The sequence below is a fragment of the Vibrio toranzoniae genome, assembly GCF_024347655.1.
Lineage (GTDB): Bacteria > Pseudomonadota > Gammaproteobacteria > Enterobacterales > Vibrionaceae > Vibrio > Vibrio toranzoniae.
Map to the genome: position 1 here is coordinate 982909 of NZ_AP025515.1, position 16718 is coordinate 999626.

The window sequence follows — 16718 nt, forward strand, 5'->3', positions numbered from 1 at the left end:
AGTCCTAAATGTTAGGTTGAGTTAAATGTTGGTAGCCAGCATCAATGAGTGCTTTCTCCATGGTATCCAGTACCTGAGCACTTACCTCTGAGCTTAGGATATCAGATTGCGTTTTTCCCTCTAGCACCAGCTGTGAGAAGTGTTCGATTTGATATTCGAACCCATTACCTTGAATTGGGTGCTCGATGATGAAGGTTTCATTCTGATATTCGACCTCGATGTAGGCTGGGTTCCACCATTTTTCTTGAATTGTAATGGTGATATTTGGGCCAGTTAATCGCGCTGCGCGTGGCAGGTTATGTACCGTTGAAGCCGATATGGTGGCGTTGATCTCGCCATAAAACTGAAAGCAGGAATCGGTATCGACATTAGAACCCTCATAAAGGCTCGACATCTCTACTTGAGGGCTGGAAGGTGTAACTCCAAGCGTGCGGCACAAATCGTAGAAAAACCACAGTCCGTAGACGCCAACATCGAGCGTTGCCCCACCTGCTAAGTTCGGGTTAAAGATAAACAAATCTGGATCATAAGCGTGATGGTTACCAAAGCTGGCTTCTATCGAATCAATCTTAACCTTGTTGTTGGCTAAGAATGACGTGAGATCACGATAAGCAGGAAACACGACAGTCTTCATCGCTTCTATCAGCATCACACCGTTTTGTTCTGCGAGGGCTTTCATCTCCAGCCAATCGCCAAGGTTGGTGAAGGCTGGCTTTTCTACCAGTACGTGTTTTTTATGACTTAGAAACAGTTCAGCTAAAGGCTTGTGATAAGGATGAACTGTGGCGATGTATACCGCTTCAACATCTGGATCTTGCGCCATGGCTTCATAAGAACCATAAGCCTTGTTGCAACCAAATTTATCAGCAAACACAGAGGCTCTTGAGTGATTTCGTGCTGACACCACGTAGAGTTCGCCATATGAGCAATGCTCGGTGAGTGCGGTCGAAAAGCGGTTAGCGATGTTACCTAATCCAGCGATGCCCCATTTGATCTTGCGTTGCGTGTTGCTCATTACTTACTCCAAATCTTTGCTTTGTAATAAGTGTACTTAGAGTTGCCCAAGACAAATAGAGAACAGATTTCTCAACCTGTTCTCTATTTTTAATTAGCTTGTTTTGTTTGTGCTGCGCTGTGCATGATTAGCTGTGTATCGAACGCTTCCAGTCTGCCAAGGCCTGTATGTGTTTTGGCCCAATACCACAACACCCACCGGCAATATTCGCACCAAGTGCGTGCCAGCGTTTTGCGTAAGCTAAGTAACCTTGGCCATCCAGCTCTCGCATTTCTTGAAAAATGTCATTCGCCTCATGTTCGCTGCTGATCGGCGCAAAGTTATTTGCGTAGACACCAATGTCTAAATCACAGCCTAACTCATCAATTACTTTCTTAGTATCGATAATGGCTTGATCCATCACTTCAGGCACCGAGCAATTAAACATAATGCCTGTAGCATTGGACTGGCAGGCCAGTTTGATGGCGTCATTTACGCTCTCACCAGACCGAATGTGTGCAACATCGCCCTTGGTGTCTTCCAAGCTAAAGGCGTAATAACACGGTTTGTTTGATTGCTTAAGCACCGCATGAATGGACTCGAATTCTTGCAGACTACAGATGGTTTCCGCGATCCAAAGGTCGATATTTGGATCTTGTGCATCGTAAAGTGTCTGAATGATTGGCGCCGCTTCTTCTACCTTGAACAGGTCTGGTCGGTAGCTGCCAAATGGCGGTGGAATCGCACCTGCGACTTGTACTGTGTGAGGTGCATTGTTAGCAACCGCTTTAGCCAGTTCGCCAGAAAGCGCCGCTAGCTCAAAACCTCGCTGTTCAAAGAGCGCTTCACCCAAGTGAAAAGGTACACAGGCGTAGCTATTGGTGATCAGGATTTCAGCACCTGCATCGACAAAGTTTTGATGCGCTTGGCTGACAAATTCGGGGGCTTCAATCAGTGCTTGAGCGCTCCAAAGAGGCTGTGAGAATGGCGCGCCAATTTCTTTGAGTTCTCGGCCCATGCCGCCATCAAGTATGGTTAGTGTTTTCATATTTAATACTATCTAAACAATTGCTGAAGTTCTGACGACACCATATCAGACAACCCAGTCAGACAGAAGTTACAAGCTATGTGTTACTGAGAACGAAATGGGTTATCAATATTTCAATCCAAACCAATTTTTTAAGCAAAACTAATGTAATACCGCATTGGATTATGATGTCGTATTAGATCAAAGGCGTGCCACTGGCTTTGTTGAGCAACTAAAATGGGGCAAGTTTAGAGACTAGATTGAAGTAAAGTCGATACGCCAATTGTTAATGAGTCAGTATTTCGATCAAAAAAGATCTTTAAAGTATTGTTGAAATCGGTTTCATCGTATATCTTTTCTTTGATTGAAATCGGTTTCAGAGTTGAAGTTTTTCATTTTTAACCCGAAACCAATTACTTTTTAACGAATATTTTTCTTAGCGAGTAACAGTATGAACAACGAATTTCCGAACGATTTTTTATGGGGCGGTGCGGTTGCGGCGCATCAGCTAGAAGGCGGCTGGGATGCGAATGGTAAAGGTGTAAGTGTGGTCGATGTGTTAACGGCAGGCGCTCATGGTGTTCAACGTCGAATCACCGATGGGGTGATTGATGGCGAAAACTACCCAAACCAAGTAGCGGTTGATTTTTACCACCGTTACAAAGAGGACATTAAGTTATTCGCTGAGATGGGCTTTAAGTGTTTCCGTACCAGCATTGCGTGGACACGTATTTTCCCGAATGGCGATGAATCCGAGCCATGTGAAGCGGGTTTAGCGTTTTACGATGACTTGTTTGATGAGCTGTTGAAATATGATATTCAGCCCGTGGTGACGCTGAGTCACTTCGAAATGCCTTACCATCTAGCCAAAGAATACGGCGGTTGGATGAACCGTAAAGTGATCGATTTCTTCGTTAAGTACTCGACCACGGTAATGGAGCGTTACCAGCACAAAGTAAAATACTGGATGACGTTTAACGAGATCAATAATCAGATGAACACCTCGGCAGACATCTTTGGTTGGCTGTGCTCTGGCGTGAAGTTCCCACAATGTGACAAACCGCAGCAAGCGATGTATCAAGCGGTTCACCACCAATTTGTGGCAAGTGCTTTGGTGGTAAAGAAAGGTCACGAGATCAACCCAGGTCTTCAGATCGGCGCAATGTGTGCGATGGTGCCTTTCTACCCTCGTTCTTCTAAGCCTGAAGACATCATGGTGGCACAGCAAGCGATGCGTGATCGCTACTTCTTCTCGGATGTGATGGTTCGCGGTCACTACCCAAGTTACGCAAAACGCGATTGGGCACTTAAAGGCTTCAACATTGAAATGCAGCCTGAAGATGAGCAGATCTTGAAAGAAGGTAAAGCGGATTACCTTGGCTTTAGTTACTACATGTCAAACACATTGGATTCGTCTTCTCACCAATCGACAGATGAAGCGATGGACGGCGGCCATGAAAACTCGGTTGATAACCCGTTCATCCAGTCGAGCGATTGGGGCTGGCCGATTGATCCAACAGGTTTGCGTTTCTGTTTAGCATCTCTTTATGAGCGCTATGAAGTGCCGCTGTTCATTGTTGAAAATGGTTTTGGCGCGGTTGATACAATCGAAGAGGATGGCAGCATCAATGATGACTACCGCATTGCCTACCTTGGCGACCACATCAAAGAGATGAAAAAAGCGGTTGCGATTGATGGCGTTGACCTGATGGGTTACACCCCTTGGGGCTGTATCGATTTGGTGTCGTTCACCACTGGTGAGATGAAAAAGCGCTACGGATTCATTTACGTAGATAAGCACAACGATCAATCCGGTTCTTTGGAGCGCAAACGCAAGAAGTCGTTTGAGTGGTACAAAGGCGTGATTGCATCTAATGGTGCCACTATTTAGAATGCCTCTTGCTGCGTCGTTCTACGTAATATAAAGATAAGCGCAATATGAATTAGCATTAAATTAGTCGGCTTATGTCGGCTAATTTTTTATATGAGGAAAAGAAGCGAATGGTCACAATGCTTGATGTCGCAAACCGCGCAGGTGTATCAAAGTCGACGGTTTCTCGTGTCTTAAATGGCAAAAATATCGTGCGCCCAGATGTGGTGAAAAAGGTATTTGATGCGATTCAAGAAACGGGCTATCGACCAAACCTATTAGCTCAACAACTGGCGACCAAGAAGACCAACTTCATCGGCTTTGTTATCACTAATGAGCTGTTCAATGGCCCTTATTTCTCTTCTTTGATGTATCACGCGGCTTCTTATAGCGAAAAATCGAATCATCAACTGGTGATCACCGATGGTAAACACAGTGCTGAAGACGAAATAAAGGCGATCAATTTCCTGCTTGATATGAAATGCGCGGGCATCATCATTTATCCGCAATGTTTAACCGAAAGCGAGATCGCACAGATCATCGAAAGCACTCACACTCCGATTCTAGTGCTCAACCGTGAAATGCGATCTAAGCCCGAGCACGCTATCACCACAGACCATTATCAGAGTGCTTGTTTGATGGTGGGACACATCATCGAGCAAGGCCATACGGACATTGCAGTGATTCGAGGAAAAAACGGTTCTTCGACAGATGAACTGCGTTACCAAGCCTATCAAGATGTGCTCACCAAGCACGATATTAAGCTAAACGAATCTAAAGTTGTTCAGGGCGATTGGACGATGGAGAGTGGCTACCGTGCCGCGCAAGCTTTGGTAAAAAGCCAAGCAAGCTTCACTGCAATTCTGTCTGAAAACGATGACATGGCGATTGGCGCGATTAAGGCGTTAACCGAGCTGGGTTATTCATTGCCTGAAGACATCTCTATCGTCGGCTTTGATAACAGTAAAGTTGGCGCATTTTTAACGCCAAGCCTTACCTCGGTGAGTGTGCCATTAGAGCAAATGACGCAAAAGGCTATTCTGAAAATCGTCGGTGAAACCGAGCAAGCGCAAGCCTTGAGTACGACGGGCAGTTTAGTGATTCGTGATTCAGTCGCTCAGCGTATTTAAGCTCAATTAACAGAGAGTCGATTTTATAGTTAGCCTACAAAAAGTGATGGGATACACATCCCTGAAATCGAGATCAAACCTTGCTTACTCCGTTTTATTAGATATGCGATATTGCGTTTTTTGGTCGATGAATTGACCACTATTAGTTAATCAATGTGAAAATAGCTAAGTTATGTGAAAGCAGGTAAGTAACGTGAAAACAGAAAAACAAAAAATGTTAGCTGGTGAGCCTTATTTAGCATGGGACGAGCAGCTGTATGGCGAGCGAATCGAGTGTCGTAAGGTATTGCAAAAACTCAATAACAGCATTCCAGATACCGAAGAGTGGCGCACGGCGATTGATACGCTGATCCCTGATTCGGAAGGTGCCTATTTAGAACCGCCATTTCGTTGCGACTACGGCTCAAACATCAAACTGGGTAAGAATTTCTACGCTAACTTTAACTGCGTGATTTTGGATGTAGCTGAAGTGACCATTGGCGATAATGTGCTGCTTGGTCCGAACGTTCAAATCCTGACCGCGGGCCACCCACTAGATGTGAAAGGCCGTGTTGAAGATGGCGTGGAATTTGGCACTCCGATTAACGTTGGCGATAATGTCTGGCTTGGCGGCGGTGTGATTATTTTCCCTGGCGTGAACATTGGCAAAAACAGTGTGATTGGCGCAGGCAGTGTGGTGACCAAAGACATCCCAGATAATGTGGTTGCGGTCGGTAACCCGTGTAAAGTGCTGAAATCGTTGTGATCTTGAACCAAAGATTGACAGGCGAAGGGGATACTTTGGTGCTGTGTTGCTAACGATCGAGTAGTGATGTTTCATTTATACTGGATAATTACCTATAAATATCAGGCTTTAGCAGTAATAATTAATAGATAGACCTATTGGCTTGTTTACCGCAAAGCTAAAGGAAAAGTTTTAAGACATCATCGTGAGAGGAAGTCAGAGGCATGCCCGTTATCCAACGTATTAGTTTAACCCTACTTTTAGTGACTATCTTAGGTGGGTGTTCATCACTCCCTGAAGGCATTGATCACCCAGCAGAACCGCACACCTCTCCAGCATCCAGTTCTTTGTCAGTGTTATCGGAAGAATATCAATATGAATCCATTGATCAAGGAACGACGGCTGTTCACTTACAAGAATCGGGTTGGGATGCCTTGGCACAGCGATTAGCGTTGGTTGAAAGTGCAGAGCACACCATCGATATTCAATACTACATCTGGAACTCGGACGAATCGGGCAGTTATCTAGCCAGTCGTTTGTTAGAAGCAGCGGATCGGGGGGTAAAGGTGCGAGTGATGCTTGATGATATTAACCTCAATGAGCGCGAAGGCCTGTTGTCGGCTCTGAATGCACACCCGAATGTAGAGATCCGAATCTTTAACCCAACCCCAACACGCCGTGGCTTCAGCAAATGGTTGAGCTTTGTTGGTGACTTTTCTCGCTTAAATCGCCGCATGCATAATAAATCGTTTACCGTCGATGGCACCTTGTCTGTGGTGGGGGGGCGCAATATCGGGGATGAATACTTCGACCTTTCCGATGAAATCAACTTCCGAGATCGCGATGTGCTAGTGATGGGCTCGGTAGTAACCACTATCCAAACTAGCTTTATAGAGTATTGGAATAGCCGTTGGTCTTATCCCATCGATATGTTGGGTGATGAGATGTTGCCGGATATCTCTATTTTGATTGGCACTGAACCTCCTTCTTATCAACATTTTCCTGAGTTACCAATAGACGGTAAATCAGCGGCTAAATTATTGAAAAGTACATTGAGTCAAATGACCTGGGTTAATGCTCGTTTTGTATACGATCCACCAGTGCCTATCGACTCGGATAATACCGACTTACCGAAAGTTACGGCAGTTTTACTGGCAGATTTAGCGCGCGAGTCTAAACACGAAATCTTATTGGAATCCGCTTACCTGGTGTTTGACGACGGCCAACTTGATGAGTGGCATTCATTAAGTAACAACAACGTTGAAATAAAAGCGCTCACTAATTCAATGGCCTCGAATGATCTGGTGACCAACCACTCTGCTTACGCAGGAAGGCGTAGCGATATGCTAGAGCATGGCATTGAATTATTTGAGCTGAAGCCTGAATCTAAGTTATGTGAGACATCGACCAAAGACGCTTCTAAATGTGCACCATCAACAGCTTATGGTTTGCATGCGAAGTCGGTCGTATTTGATAAGCGCATTGCCAGTATTGGCTCATTTAACTTCAACTTGCGTTCTACCTACTTGAACACGGAATCGGTTTTGATCATCGAGAATAAAGAGGTTGCTGAAACATTAGCAGAAACCATTGAGCAAGCAATGAGCGAAGAAAACAGCTGGCGATTAGAGCTTGAAGACGGTGATGTGTATTGGTATTCAGGCGAGAAAAGTTGGGACAGTGAACCAGAAACCGGCAAGTGGGAACGAATGCAGTCAGGCTTCTTACAATTGCTACCGATTGAGAAATATCTGTAACAATACCATTAACGTATAAACAAAAATGTCAGCGTATATTACGCTGACATTTTTTTGATTATGCTTTCTGGATGTCGAATGTGAGCTGCTTAACGCTTGGTCAGTTGTTTGCTGTTTAAGTAAGGCAGAATATGTGGGCGAGATTCACCAGACAGCTTTTGCGTGATCTGTTGTGACCAACTGCTTTGCTTCTGATTGCTTGAGCGGTTCGCGTAGTAGCTTTGCATTGAATCATCGTAACGTGCAATCTCATCGAGACTCAGCGGCTGGTATTGGTTCTCATGCATCACCACGTGAGCAGGAAGGCGAGGCTTAATTTCCGGTTGTTGAGCGGGATGACCTAAACACATACCAAATAGCACGGCCGTGTGTTGTGGAAGTTCCAGTAGTTCATCGACTTGTTGCGCGCTGTTACGCAAGCCACCGATGTACACGCCACCTAAACCAAGAGATTCAGCAGCCAGCATACAGTTTTGCGCCATGATTCCAGAATCAACAGCGCCAATCAGAGTTAGCTCAGTAAAGTCGGTTTTTACTTCTGGGTTAATCTGAGCGTGGCGTTGATAGTCGATACAGAACACCAAAAACTCGGCTGCACTTTCCACATAAGCTTGGTTGCCTGCGTATTCCGCTAGTAGCTTACGCTTCTCTTTGTCTGTCACTCTCACGATAGAAACAGCCTGCAATAGGCTCGATGACGACGCGGCAAGGCCTGCCTGAACAATTAAGTCGAGGTGTTGTTGTTCTATTGGTTGGTCCGTATATTGGCGAATGGAGCGGTGCCCCAAAATGGTCTCAATCGTACTATTCATAACTCTCAGACTGTCCTTTTTTATGATGTATTACAAATCACCATAACGACATTTGAGGTTGGGGTAAACCTCAACGCGATCATGTTTGAGCGAAAGATTTAATGTTGGATCTCTGTGGCCCTACTGACAAATAAGTATCGGTTATAGTGTTTATAAGTGGAAAATCAGAGCAGACCAACTAGGATGAATTACATTAAACCCGATAATTAATTCAACCACATGGTAGTGCTATGAAGAAAATAACCCTTTTGTCAGTTGCAATTTTATCTAGCCTCTCTTTCTCATCTTTTGCTAAAGATTGTGCTCCCAATTTGCTGCCTTCTTGGAAGGATGGTGAGAGTAAATCAGCCATTGTGGATTTCGTTGGTCAAGCCACCAAAGCAGAGTCTGATACTTTTGTGGCGGTTCAAGATCGTATTGCTGTGTTCGATAACGACGGGACGCTATGGTCAGAAAAACCTTATTACTCCCAACTGGCCTTTGCGCTAGATCGTGTAAAAGAGATGGCGCCTGAACACCCCGAATGGAAAACAGAAGCGCCGTTTAAGTTTGTACTTGAAGGGGATATTGAGAGCGCTCTGGGCAGCGGTGAAGAAGGGTTGTTGAAAATTATTATGGCGACACACTCAGGTATGACCGTTGAGCAATATCAACAAGATGTTAAGCAATGGTTGGCGGTAGCAAAAGACGAGCGTTTCAACAAAGCCTACACAGACCTGACTTATCAGCCAATGAAAGAGATGCTGACTTATCTGCAAGATCACGACTTTAAGACTTACATCGTGTCTGGAGGTGGTGTTGATTTTATGAGAGCGTGGGCTCCGCAAGCGTATAACATTCCGCCAGAGCAGATCATCGGTAGCGCGCTTAAATACAACTATAGCTACAACGATGGTAAGTCGACCGTGACCAAAGACTCGTCCATTTTGACGATTGATGATAAAGCCGGAAAAGTCACTAATATTCAGCATATTATCGGTAAGAAGCCGATTTTGGCGGTGGGTAACTCAGACGGTGATCAAGCGATGATGCAATGGGCAACCAGTCAACCAAATTCAATGGCAATGATTGTTCACCACACTGACGCCGAGCGCGAGTGGAAGTACGATCGCGAATCTCATGTCGGTAAGCTTGATAATGCACTCGATGAAGCAAGCTCTAGAGATGATTGGACGCTGATCGACATGAAATCCGATTGGTGTGAGGTGTACTAACACCTAGCTAACTCTTCACTAAAACAAAAAAGCTCGGATTTTTAATTCGAGCTTTTTTTCGAAATAGCGAAGGCTTCGTCTCATTTTAAGCAAGAACGTACTATAAATTTTCAACGCTTCACGCTTTAATCGGGATAGTCAGAAATTAAAGGAAGAGAAAAATGAAAACGATCGGTTTGCTTGGTGGCATGAGTTGGGAGTCGACAGTGAGCTACTACAAATCTATTAACGAAGGAGTGAAAGCCACACTCGGCGGGCTCAATTCTGCAAAGGTTTGTATGTATAGTGTGAACTTCGATGAGATAGAAAAGCTGCAACACCAAGGTCGTTGGGCTGAGACAGCAGACATCTTATCGGACGCGGCTTTATCGGTTGAAAAAGGCGGGGCGGACTTCATCCTGATTTGTACCAATACCATGCATAAGGTCGTTCCTGAGATCGAAGAGAAGATCACGATTCCTATCTTACATATCGCTGATACCACGGCGCAGAAGTTGATAGAGAAAGGTGTGCAAAAAGTAGGACTGCTTGGTACGGCTTTCACAATGGAGCAGGATTTCTACAAAGGGCGCTTAACCGATAAATTCGGTATCGATGTTGTGATTCCAGATGAGAGTGACCGAAAACAAGTGCACAACATCATTTACCAAGAGTTGTGCCGAGGCGAAATAAAAGAAGAGTCTCGAGTTGTTTATCATCAAATCATTGAGAAGCTAAGCCAACAAGGGGCTGAGGCGGTTATTCTTGGGTGTACTGAAATTGCTTTGTTGATTCAGCAACAACACACCGATGTTCCGTTGTTTGATACCACTGCCATCCATGCTGAAGCGGCAGTGCGCTTGGCGACGACTGATTAGCTTATAATCACTTTCAGATCGTTAAGCGTGTCTTTCGATCATGCTACAACCATAAGCTGATTGGTGGTGCCAATTATTGGCCGCTGGGTGATGCACAGTTAAAAGTATATAACTTTCATAAGGTTATTGATGGTTCTCTGAGAGCGAATTACGAGTAGCTTTTCTCCTAATGAAGCCCAAAATTAAGTTTAATAAGCACTCTATATCACAATTTCTATAAATTTTAAGATGTGATAGTACACATTTATTTGTCTCATGAATAGAATCTCGGCCTAGTGTTATTTTGGCTATGTAATCGAATGAGAATAAAAATGAAATTGAAATCTATTTTCTTGGCTTGTCTGTCTGCAACTGCTCTGTCTGGCTGTTTGACAGTTCCAATTGAAGAGTTACAACCAACGGCGGATCAAGAAACAATTGATACCGCTATTGAGCATCTAAGCGATATAAAAGGAATGACAATTACAGAAAATGGCGTGATTTATTATGTTGCGTCACTGCCGGGTAGCTCTCGATGGTTAAAAGTGCATATTTTGGAATCGAGCTATCGTTACTCTTGCCAAGACCTTCGCTGGTTTGTCGATCGAGGTATGATCGTGAGAATGAAATTCCTAGGTAGTGGTGGCACGACGCAAGATTATGATCTTGAGCGTTGTGAAACGGAAGTCCCTACAAGATTATATGAACCTAAATAGTCGTTTCTCGATCTTCCCACATGAGATTGAAGTTTTTATTAGTTGTGCACGGATTACCTTCTTAAGATTTTGGATAAGCTGCGTCATACCTTTCCTAAAAGCAGAAAAGTACCGCTTTATAGTGGCCTGAACGATTTCCTTCGTAAAAGCTTGAGCGAACTTAAAGAGCTTAAGAGTGCTGGTCTAACCATGGCTTATGCAGGTCTTGAGTCGGGTGATACAGTTGTACTCGAGAACACTAAAAAGCGTATGACACCAGAACAAGCACTCGAAGGTATGGCTCTGGCAAAAGAAGCCGGTATTAAAACCTTGCTTTCGTTTATCTTCGGCCTTGGCGGACGTGATCGTACACGTGAACACATGTCGAGACTACCAGGTTATTGAACATCATGAAGCCTGAGCAAATAGCGCTAATGGCTAAAGATAGCGTGATTCAGACGTTTGCTTGGTAACGTTTATTGAAAATCGATACCTATAAACAAAGAGAGAAGAGTAGTGCTTATGAGGTGAAATACCCGTCTTGAGCCTACTTTTGTTATTGAGACAATTTAAAATCAACAAGGTTATTTTCTAGGTATATGTTGTAAATTTGTGAATCTGAATTGTCGATATTCTATGCTGTGTACTGGATCCCATTTGTTATTCCTGTCAATTGCTAAGGTAATTAGTGAATATGTAGTAGACATACCCAATCACTTTACTCAACTGAAGAGGTTTCTATGCTAGGTGAAAATCACTCTCTTGTTCACGAATTTCCTGAAATGAAAGACAAAATTGCTGAGCTTGCTAAAACTGACGATGGCTTTGCAACAGACATGAAGACATACGACAACCTTGATAAAGAGATTCGTAAACTAGAGCTGAAAGATTCACCCATTGATGACAGTTCGATGCAGCTACTAAAACATGAGCGCTCTGTGCTTAAAGACTCATTGCATATTCGTTTATCTGCTTAGTTAGTTGACGTGCTCTAGTTTTAAATAATTAAACTCCTTCGGGAGTTTAATTATTTTGGTTCAATGTAGAGCAATGGCATGTTCATAAAGCGCTCTAATGCTGCCAACTGCCAATGTGAGTGACTTGCACACGATTATTAATATTTTTTTAATCAGATAATAAAAAAGCTTAGCGTGGGTAGCGCTAAGCTTTGTGACTTTCATGAACGATTAATTCTATAAGAATAATTATCCTACTTGAGAAAACTTCACCACTTTGCTTTGAAGTTTCTCTTTCAAGTAATCAGAAACGGCTTGTTGCTCGGCTTCGTTTAAGTACAGGCCAAGTTTCGTTCTGCGCCATAAGATGTCTTCGTCTGTCATTGCCATCTCTTCGTTGATCAAGTAATCGATCTCAGCTTGATAAACGCCATGTGCTTCGTTTGAAAAGTTAACTCCCAGATCAGCTTCGCTCGTTGCACCTTCCAGCAGCTTCCAAGTGTAAGTACCAAATTGAGTCACATAGCGCAGCAGAAGTGCTTCTGACACCCAAGGGTATTTAGTGTGGATCATCTTCGCCAGTTGTTCTCTGCTGCAGCTGAAGTTACCACCGGGCAGAGTATCGTTAGCCGTCCACGGAGCCCCCATGTTTTTCAGGTATGGTTCAAGCTTTTTAAGTGCCGCTTCACCGAGTTTACGGTAGGTCGTTAACTTACCGCCAAAAATTGAAAGTAGTGGTGCTTGGTCTAGCTCTGCATCTAACTCTAGTGTGTAGTCGCGAGTGATCGCTTGTGGAGAATCAGATTCGTCATCACAAAGTGGTCGAACGCCGCTGTATGTCCAAACTACATCCTCACGAGTTAGTTGATGAACAAAGTGCTGGTTAACAATGTCGACCAAGTAATCTACTTCGTCATCAGAGATAGCCACTTCACGTGGATCACCTTTGTATTCAAGGTCGGTGGTACCAATGATCGAAAACTTATCTAGGTAAGGGATCATAAACACAATGCGATTGTCTTTGTTTTGCAGAATGTACGCTTGGGGTTCGTCGTGAATACGCGGTACAACAATGTGCGAGCCTTTAATAAGACGAATATTACGGGGTGAAGCCTGCTCTAAGCCATCATCGAAGAATTGTTTAACCCAAGGTCCTGCTGCATTGACCAGTGCCTTTGCTTTGCGTTCGAAACGTTGATCCGTCATTACGTCGTGGATCGTTACGTGCCAGATTCCACCTTCACGGTGTGCTTTCTCAACACGGCAGTAGTTACGTGCTTCAGCGTTATTCTCTTTGGCTGCTAGAACGTTAAGCAATACCATACGCGCATCATCAACCCAACAATCTGAGTATTCGAATCCTGTCTTCATTTCTGGTTTCAGTAGGCCAGATTTCGCTAAGTTGACTGTCTTACTTCCAGGAAGCGTGGTGCGCTTACCTAAGTTATCGTAAAGGAATAGGCCACAACGAATCATCCAAGCAGGGCGTAAAAATGGTCGATGGGGTAAACGGAAACGCATGGGTTGAGCAACATGAGGCGCTTTTCTTAGCAATACTTCACGTTCAGCAAGTGCTTCCGATACCAAACGAAATTCGTAATGTTCAAGGTAGCGTAGGCCACCGTGGATAAGCTTTGAGCTAGCAGAAGACGTCGCAGACGCGAAATCATTTGCTTCGTATAAGCCAACGTTAAGACCACGACCTGCTGCATCTGCCGCGATGCCTGCACCATTGATACCGCCGCCGATCACGATCAAGTCTAAAGTGGACGGTGTACTATTTTTTGAATTATTTTGTTGAGCACTCATGATTTTGACCTCTTTCTGAGCGAACGAGCATTTTAGAACATAATTGAATCCTATATGAACTTTCGTTTTTGGTCATTATTTATTTTCGTTTATGCGCGTTTTATGTGATTTGAGCATAAAAAAACCTCTGCTTATGAAAGCAGAGGTTTAAATAAGTCTAATTCGAGCATAGAATTGGTGCAGAGAAACAGCAAGGTATACACGCTCAGTGCTAATCAATAATCGCGTTTTTTATAAAGAGCGCGTTTATGTGATTTCCTTGTTCACGAGTTTCTTACGCTACGATTCTTCAGCTGTTACTTGAGTCGTATTGATAACTTCGAGTGGTATGGAGAAGTCCTTAAGTATATTGGTAATCTCTTCTGGTGGTTGCTTATTGGTAAACACCATTTGTGCTTGAGATATATTTCCGAGCTTAACCATCGCATTACGACCAAATTTACTGTGGTCGACGGCTAACAAGATGCTACGGCTGTTGTCGATGATCGCTTGTTTCACACGAACTTCATGGTAATCAAAATCGAGCAGTGAACCATCGAAGTCGATGCCACTGATCCCTAAGATGCCGAAGTCGAGACGGAATTGCTTCACGAAATCGAGAGTGGCTTCACCCACGATACCGCCGTCGCGATTCCGTACTTCGCCGCCTGCCAATATAACTTTGATCTCTGGATTAGACAGAAGAATGCTCGCAACATTGATGTTGTTGGTGACAACTCTAAGTTGCTTATGATTTTTGTTGAGAGCTCGGGCTACCGATTCTGGTGTGGTGCCGATATCAACAAACAAGGTAGCACCATCAGGGATATGCTTAACCAGTTGATCCGCTATCACATCTTTTTCGTTGAAGTTGAGTGCTTTACGAGTGCTGTAAGAGGTGTTTTCTGAGCTTAAAGGAATAGTTGCACCACCATGATAGCGACGAATCTTATTGTTATCGGCGAGTTCGTTTAGGTCGCGTCTTATAGTTTGAGGACTGACATCGAACTTCTCTACTAGCTCTTCAGTACTCACATATCCTTGTGTTTTAACCAGGTCGACTATTTGCTGGTGTCTTGGTATTTGCTTCACTTTACTTACCACTCCCTGCGCGCTGCTGTGTTCTAGCGCACCTAATTCTAAACATAACCTCGCGCTATTGTGCTCGAATTGATACGTAGAGAGAAGTAATGATGGTAAGGAATCATGTCTAAACCGCAAAAACGAAGCTTAAAATACAAAAACAAACGCTGAAACGTAAAAAAGAGCACAATAAAGTGCTCTTTTTAGTTTCGTTTACTGCGACTCGAACAACTGTGCCTGTTCGAGATGGCCTATTCGTACCTTAGTACCTTAGTCTTCGCCTTCATCTTCAGTGTGAAGCTCAGACCAAACTTGAGCACACTTGATTGCACGTTTCCAACCTTTGTAGCGGCGGTTACGCTTCTCTTCATCGTGGTGAGGCATAAATGTACGGTTTAGAACGGCTTTGTATTGAAGCTCGTCAATATTGTCCCAGAAACCAACCGCCAGGCCAGCAAGGTAAGCCGCACCAAGCGCCGTTACTTCCGTTACTTCAGGGCGATGAACTTCAGTATCCAGCACGTCTGATTGGAATTGCATTAGGAAGTTGTTCGCTACTGCTCCGCCATCAACTCGTAGGTTTGCTAGCTTGATGCCAGAGTCTGCTTGCATCGCGTCTAGTACGTCGCGAGTTTGGTAGGCAATCCCTTCTAGTGTTGCACGGATGATGTGATTAGAGTTAACGCCACGAGTGAGGCCAACGATCGTACCGCGAGCGTAAGCGTCCCAGTATGGCGCACCTAAACCAGTAAACGCAGGCACCACATAAACGCCGTTTGAAGTATCTACTTTCGTCGCGAAGTACTCAGAGTCTTCAGCGCCATCCAGTAGCTTCATCTCATCACGTAGCCATTGGATTGATGCCCCTCCCATGAATACCGCACCTTCAAGTGCGTATGCAGGTTCGCCTTTAGGACCACATGCTAGCGTTGTTAGTAGGCCGTTTTTAGACGTTACTTTCTCTTGGCCAGTGTTCATTAGAAGGAAACAACCCGTGCCGTAAGTGTTCTTAGCTTGGCCTGCTTCTACACACATTTGACCGTAAAGTGCAGCTTGTTGGTCACCCGCAATACCCGCGATTGGGATACGTGTACCGCCCTTACCACCGAGGTTTGTTTGACCGTATACCTCTGAAGAACGCTTCACTTCTGGCATCATTGACGTTGGAATACCCATTTCGTCAAGTAGCTTCTGATCCCAACATAGGTCATTGATGTTGAACAACATAGTACGTGACGCGTTGGTGTAATCCGTAACGTGTACACGTCCTTGAGTCATTTTCCAAACCAACCAAGTATCAACCGTACCAAACAATAGCTTGCCAGCTTCAGCGTCTTCGCGAGCACCTTCAACGTTGTCTAGAATCCATTTTACTTTGGTACCTGAGAAATACGGGTCAAGGACTAAGCCAGTATTGTCACGTACGTAGTCTTCTAGGCCACGTGCTTTAAGGTCTTCACAGATATCTGCTGTACGGCGACACTGCCATACAATTGCATTATAAACCGGTTTGCCAGTTTCTTTGTTCCAAACAATGGTGGTTTCACGTTGGTTAGTGATACCAATACCTGCCAATTCATCGCTTCGAATCCCCGCTTTCGCTAGGGCCTCAACCAATGTAGAGCTTTGAGATGCCCAGATTTCCATTGGATCATGCTCAACCCAACCTGCTTTAGGGTAGATCTGAGTGAATTCTCGTTGAGAAGAACTTACGATGTTTGCATCGTGATCGAGGATTACAGCGCGAGAACTTGTGGTGCCTTGGTCTAGGGCAACAATGTATTTTTGCTCGGTCATGGTAAGAATCCTTTTTGTCTTGTTATTTATATTTT

14 protein-coding genes and 1 pseudogene are annotated in these 16718 nt (G+C 44.3%); 9 read left to right on the forward strand and 6 right to left on the reverse strand.

Going from position 1 to position 16718, the window contains the following annotated elements:
• Positions 1 to 4: 4 nt before the first annotated feature.
• Both OCU50_RS18775 and OCU50_RS18780 read right to left on the reverse strand, forming a co-directional pair.
• The gene (locus tag OCU50_RS18775; RefSeq protein ID WP_060469210.1) at positions 5 to 1015 is read right to left on the reverse strand and encodes a Gfo/Idh/MocA family protein; all 1011 of its coding nucleotides are present in this window, start codon (positions 1013 to 1015) and stop codon (positions 5 to 7) included.
• A 127-nt stretch (positions 1016 to 1142) separates the two neighbouring features.
• On the reverse strand, positions 1143 to 2042 hold the full coding sequence (locus OCU50_RS18780) for a homocysteine S-methyltransferase family protein (protein ID WP_060469211.1): 900 nt from the start codon (positions 2040 to 2042) through the stop codon (positions 1143 to 1145).
• A gap of 430 nt (positions 2043 to 2472) precedes the next feature.
• Between OCU50_RS18780 and OCU50_RS18785 the strand changes: the two genes are divergently transcribed.
• The 4 genes from OCU50_RS18785 to OCU50_RS18800 all read left to right on the forward strand — a co-directional run bounded on the left by OCU50_RS18785 (position 2473) and on the right by OCU50_RS18800 (position 7502).
• Complete coding sequence (locus tag OCU50_RS18785; protein WP_060469212.1) at positions 2473 to 3912, forward strand: 6-phospho-beta-glucosidase; 1440 nt, start codon at positions 2473 to 2475, stop codon at positions 3910 to 3912.
• A gap of 110 nt (positions 3913 to 4022) precedes the next feature.
• Positions 4023 to 5021, forward strand: coding sequence for a LacI family DNA-binding transcriptional regulator (locus OCU50_RS18790; protein ID WP_060469213.1), 999 nt, complete (start codon positions 4023 to 4025; stop codon positions 5019 to 5021).
• A 193-nt stretch (positions 5022 to 5214) separates the two neighbouring features.
• Positions 5215 to 5766, forward strand: a complete 552-nt coding sequence (locus OCU50_RS18795; protein ID WP_060469214.1) for a sugar O-acetyltransferase — start codon at positions 5215 to 5217, stop codon at positions 5764 to 5766.
• A gap of 203 nt (positions 5767 to 5969) precedes the next feature.
• A complete protein-coding gene (locus tag OCU50_RS18800; protein ID WP_060469215.1) occupies positions 5970 to 7502 on the forward strand; it encodes a phospholipase D family protein in 1533 nt (510 codons plus the stop codon).
• An 89-nt stretch (positions 7503 to 7591) separates the two neighbouring features.
• Here the strand turns inward: OCU50_RS18800 and nfsA are convergent, their stop codons facing one another.
• A complete protein-coding gene (gene nfsA / locus OCU50_RS18805) occupies positions 7592 to 8314 on the reverse strand; it encodes an oxygen-insensitive NADPH nitroreductase (protein WP_060469216.1) in 723 nt (240 codons plus the stop codon).
• A gap of 230 nt (positions 8315 to 8544) precedes the next feature.
• On the opposite strand from nfsA, the gene OCU50_RS18810 reads away from it, so the two are divergent.
• The 5 genes and pseudogenes from OCU50_RS18810 to OCU50_RS18830 all read left to right on the forward strand — a co-directional run bounded on the left by OCU50_RS18810 (position 8545) and on the right by OCU50_RS18830 (position 12036).
• Positions 8545 to 9528 carry an HAD family hydrolase gene (locus OCU50_RS18810; protein ID WP_060469217.1) on the forward strand — a complete coding sequence of 328 codons (984 nt, stop codon included), beginning with the start codon at positions 8545 to 8547 and terminating at the stop codon, positions 9526 to 9528.
• Positions 9529 to 9689: 161 nt separating this feature from the next.
• Positions 9690 to 10385 carry an aspartate/glutamate racemase family protein gene (locus OCU50_RS18815; protein WP_060469218.1) on the forward strand — a complete coding sequence of 232 codons (696 nt, stop codon included), beginning with the start codon at positions 9690 to 9692 and terminating at the stop codon, positions 10383 to 10385.
• A gap of 311 nt (positions 10386 to 10696) precedes the next feature.
• Entirely contained in the window at positions 10697 to 11080 is a 384-nt protein-coding gene (locus OCU50_RS18820; RefSeq protein WP_060469219.1) for a hypothetical protein, read from the forward strand.
• 48 nt (positions 11081 to 11128) lie between these two features.
• Positions 11129 to 11499: pseudogene (locus OCU50_RS18825) on the forward strand (radical SAM protein); the annotation flags it as partial.
• A 300-nt stretch (positions 11500 to 11799) separates the two neighbouring features.
• Complete coding sequence (locus tag OCU50_RS18830; protein WP_017057820.1) at positions 11800 to 12036, forward strand: HP1242/YdcH family protein; 237 nt, start codon at positions 11800 to 11802, stop codon at positions 12034 to 12036.
• A gap of 228 nt (positions 12037 to 12264) precedes the next feature.
• Here OCU50_RS18830 and glpD read toward each other — a convergent pair whose 3' ends face one another.
• The 3 genes from glpD to glpK form a co-directional block, all read right to left on the reverse strand.
• Complete coding sequence (gene glpD / locus OCU50_RS18835) at positions 12265 to 13824, reverse strand: glycerol-3-phosphate dehydrogenase (protein WP_060469220.1); 1560 nt, start codon at positions 13822 to 13824, stop codon at positions 12265 to 12267.
• A 279-nt stretch (positions 13825 to 14103) separates the two neighbouring features.
• A complete protein-coding gene (locus tag OCU50_RS18840; RefSeq protein ID WP_060469221.1) occupies positions 14104 to 14895 on the reverse strand; it encodes a DeoR/GlpR family transcriptional regulator in 792 nt (263 codons plus the stop codon).
• A gap of 261 nt (positions 14896 to 15156) precedes the next feature.
• Positions 15157 to 16683 carry a glycerol kinase GlpK gene (gene glpK / locus OCU50_RS18845; RefSeq protein ID WP_017057823.1) on the reverse strand — a complete coding sequence of 509 codons (1527 nt, stop codon included), beginning with the start codon at positions 16681 to 16683 and terminating at the stop codon, positions 15157 to 15159.
• Positions 16684 to 16718 lie beyond the last annotated feature (35 nt).

Excerpts from the sequence above, each read along its gene's own strand:
- glpD (WP_060469220.1), bottom strand. The coding sequence starts at position 13,824 with ATGAGTGCTCAACAAAATAATTCAAAAAATAGTACACCGTCCACTTTA.
- OCU50_RS18775 (WP_060469210.1), bottom strand. The coding sequence starts at position 1,015 with ATGAGCAACACGCAACGCAAGATCAAATGGGGCATCGCTGGATTAGGT.
- OCU50_RS18820 (WP_060469219.1), top strand. The coding sequence starts at position 10,697 with ATGAAATTGAAATCTATTTTCTTGGCTTGTCTGTCTGCAACTGCTCTG.
- OCU50_RS18830 (WP_017057820.1), top strand. The coding sequence starts at position 11,800 with ATGCTAGGTGAAAATCACTCTCTTGTTCACGAATTTCCTGAAATGAAA.
- nfsA (WP_060469216.1), bottom strand. The coding sequence starts at position 8,314 with ATGAATAGTACGATTGAGACCATTTTGGGGCACCGCTCCATTCGCCAA.
- OCU50_RS18815 (WP_060469218.1), top strand. The coding sequence starts at position 9,690 with ATGAAAACGATCGGTTTGCTTGGTGGCATGAGTTGGGAGTCGACAGTG.
- OCU50_RS18785 (WP_060469212.1), top strand. The coding sequence starts at position 2,473 with ATGAACAACGAATTTCCGAACGATTTTTTATGGGGCGGTGCGGTTGCG.
- OCU50_RS18780 (WP_060469211.1), bottom strand. The coding sequence starts at position 2,042 with ATGAAAACACTAACCATACTTGATGGCGGCATGGGCCGAGAACTCAAA.
- OCU50_RS18790 (WP_060469213.1), top strand. The coding sequence starts at position 4,023 with ATGGTCACAATGCTTGATGTCGCAAACCGCGCAGGTGTATCAAAGTCG.
- OCU50_RS18810 (WP_060469217.1), top strand. The coding sequence starts at position 8,545 with ATGAAGAAAATAACCCTTTTGTCAGTTGCAATTTTATCTAGCCTCTCT.
- glpK (WP_017057823.1), bottom strand. The coding sequence starts at position 16,683 with ATGACCGAGCAAAAATACATTGTTGCCCTAGACCAAGGCACCACAAGT.
- OCU50_RS18800 (WP_060469215.1), top strand. The coding sequence starts at position 5,970 with ATGCCCGTTATCCAACGTATTAGTTTAACCCTACTTTTAGTGACTATC.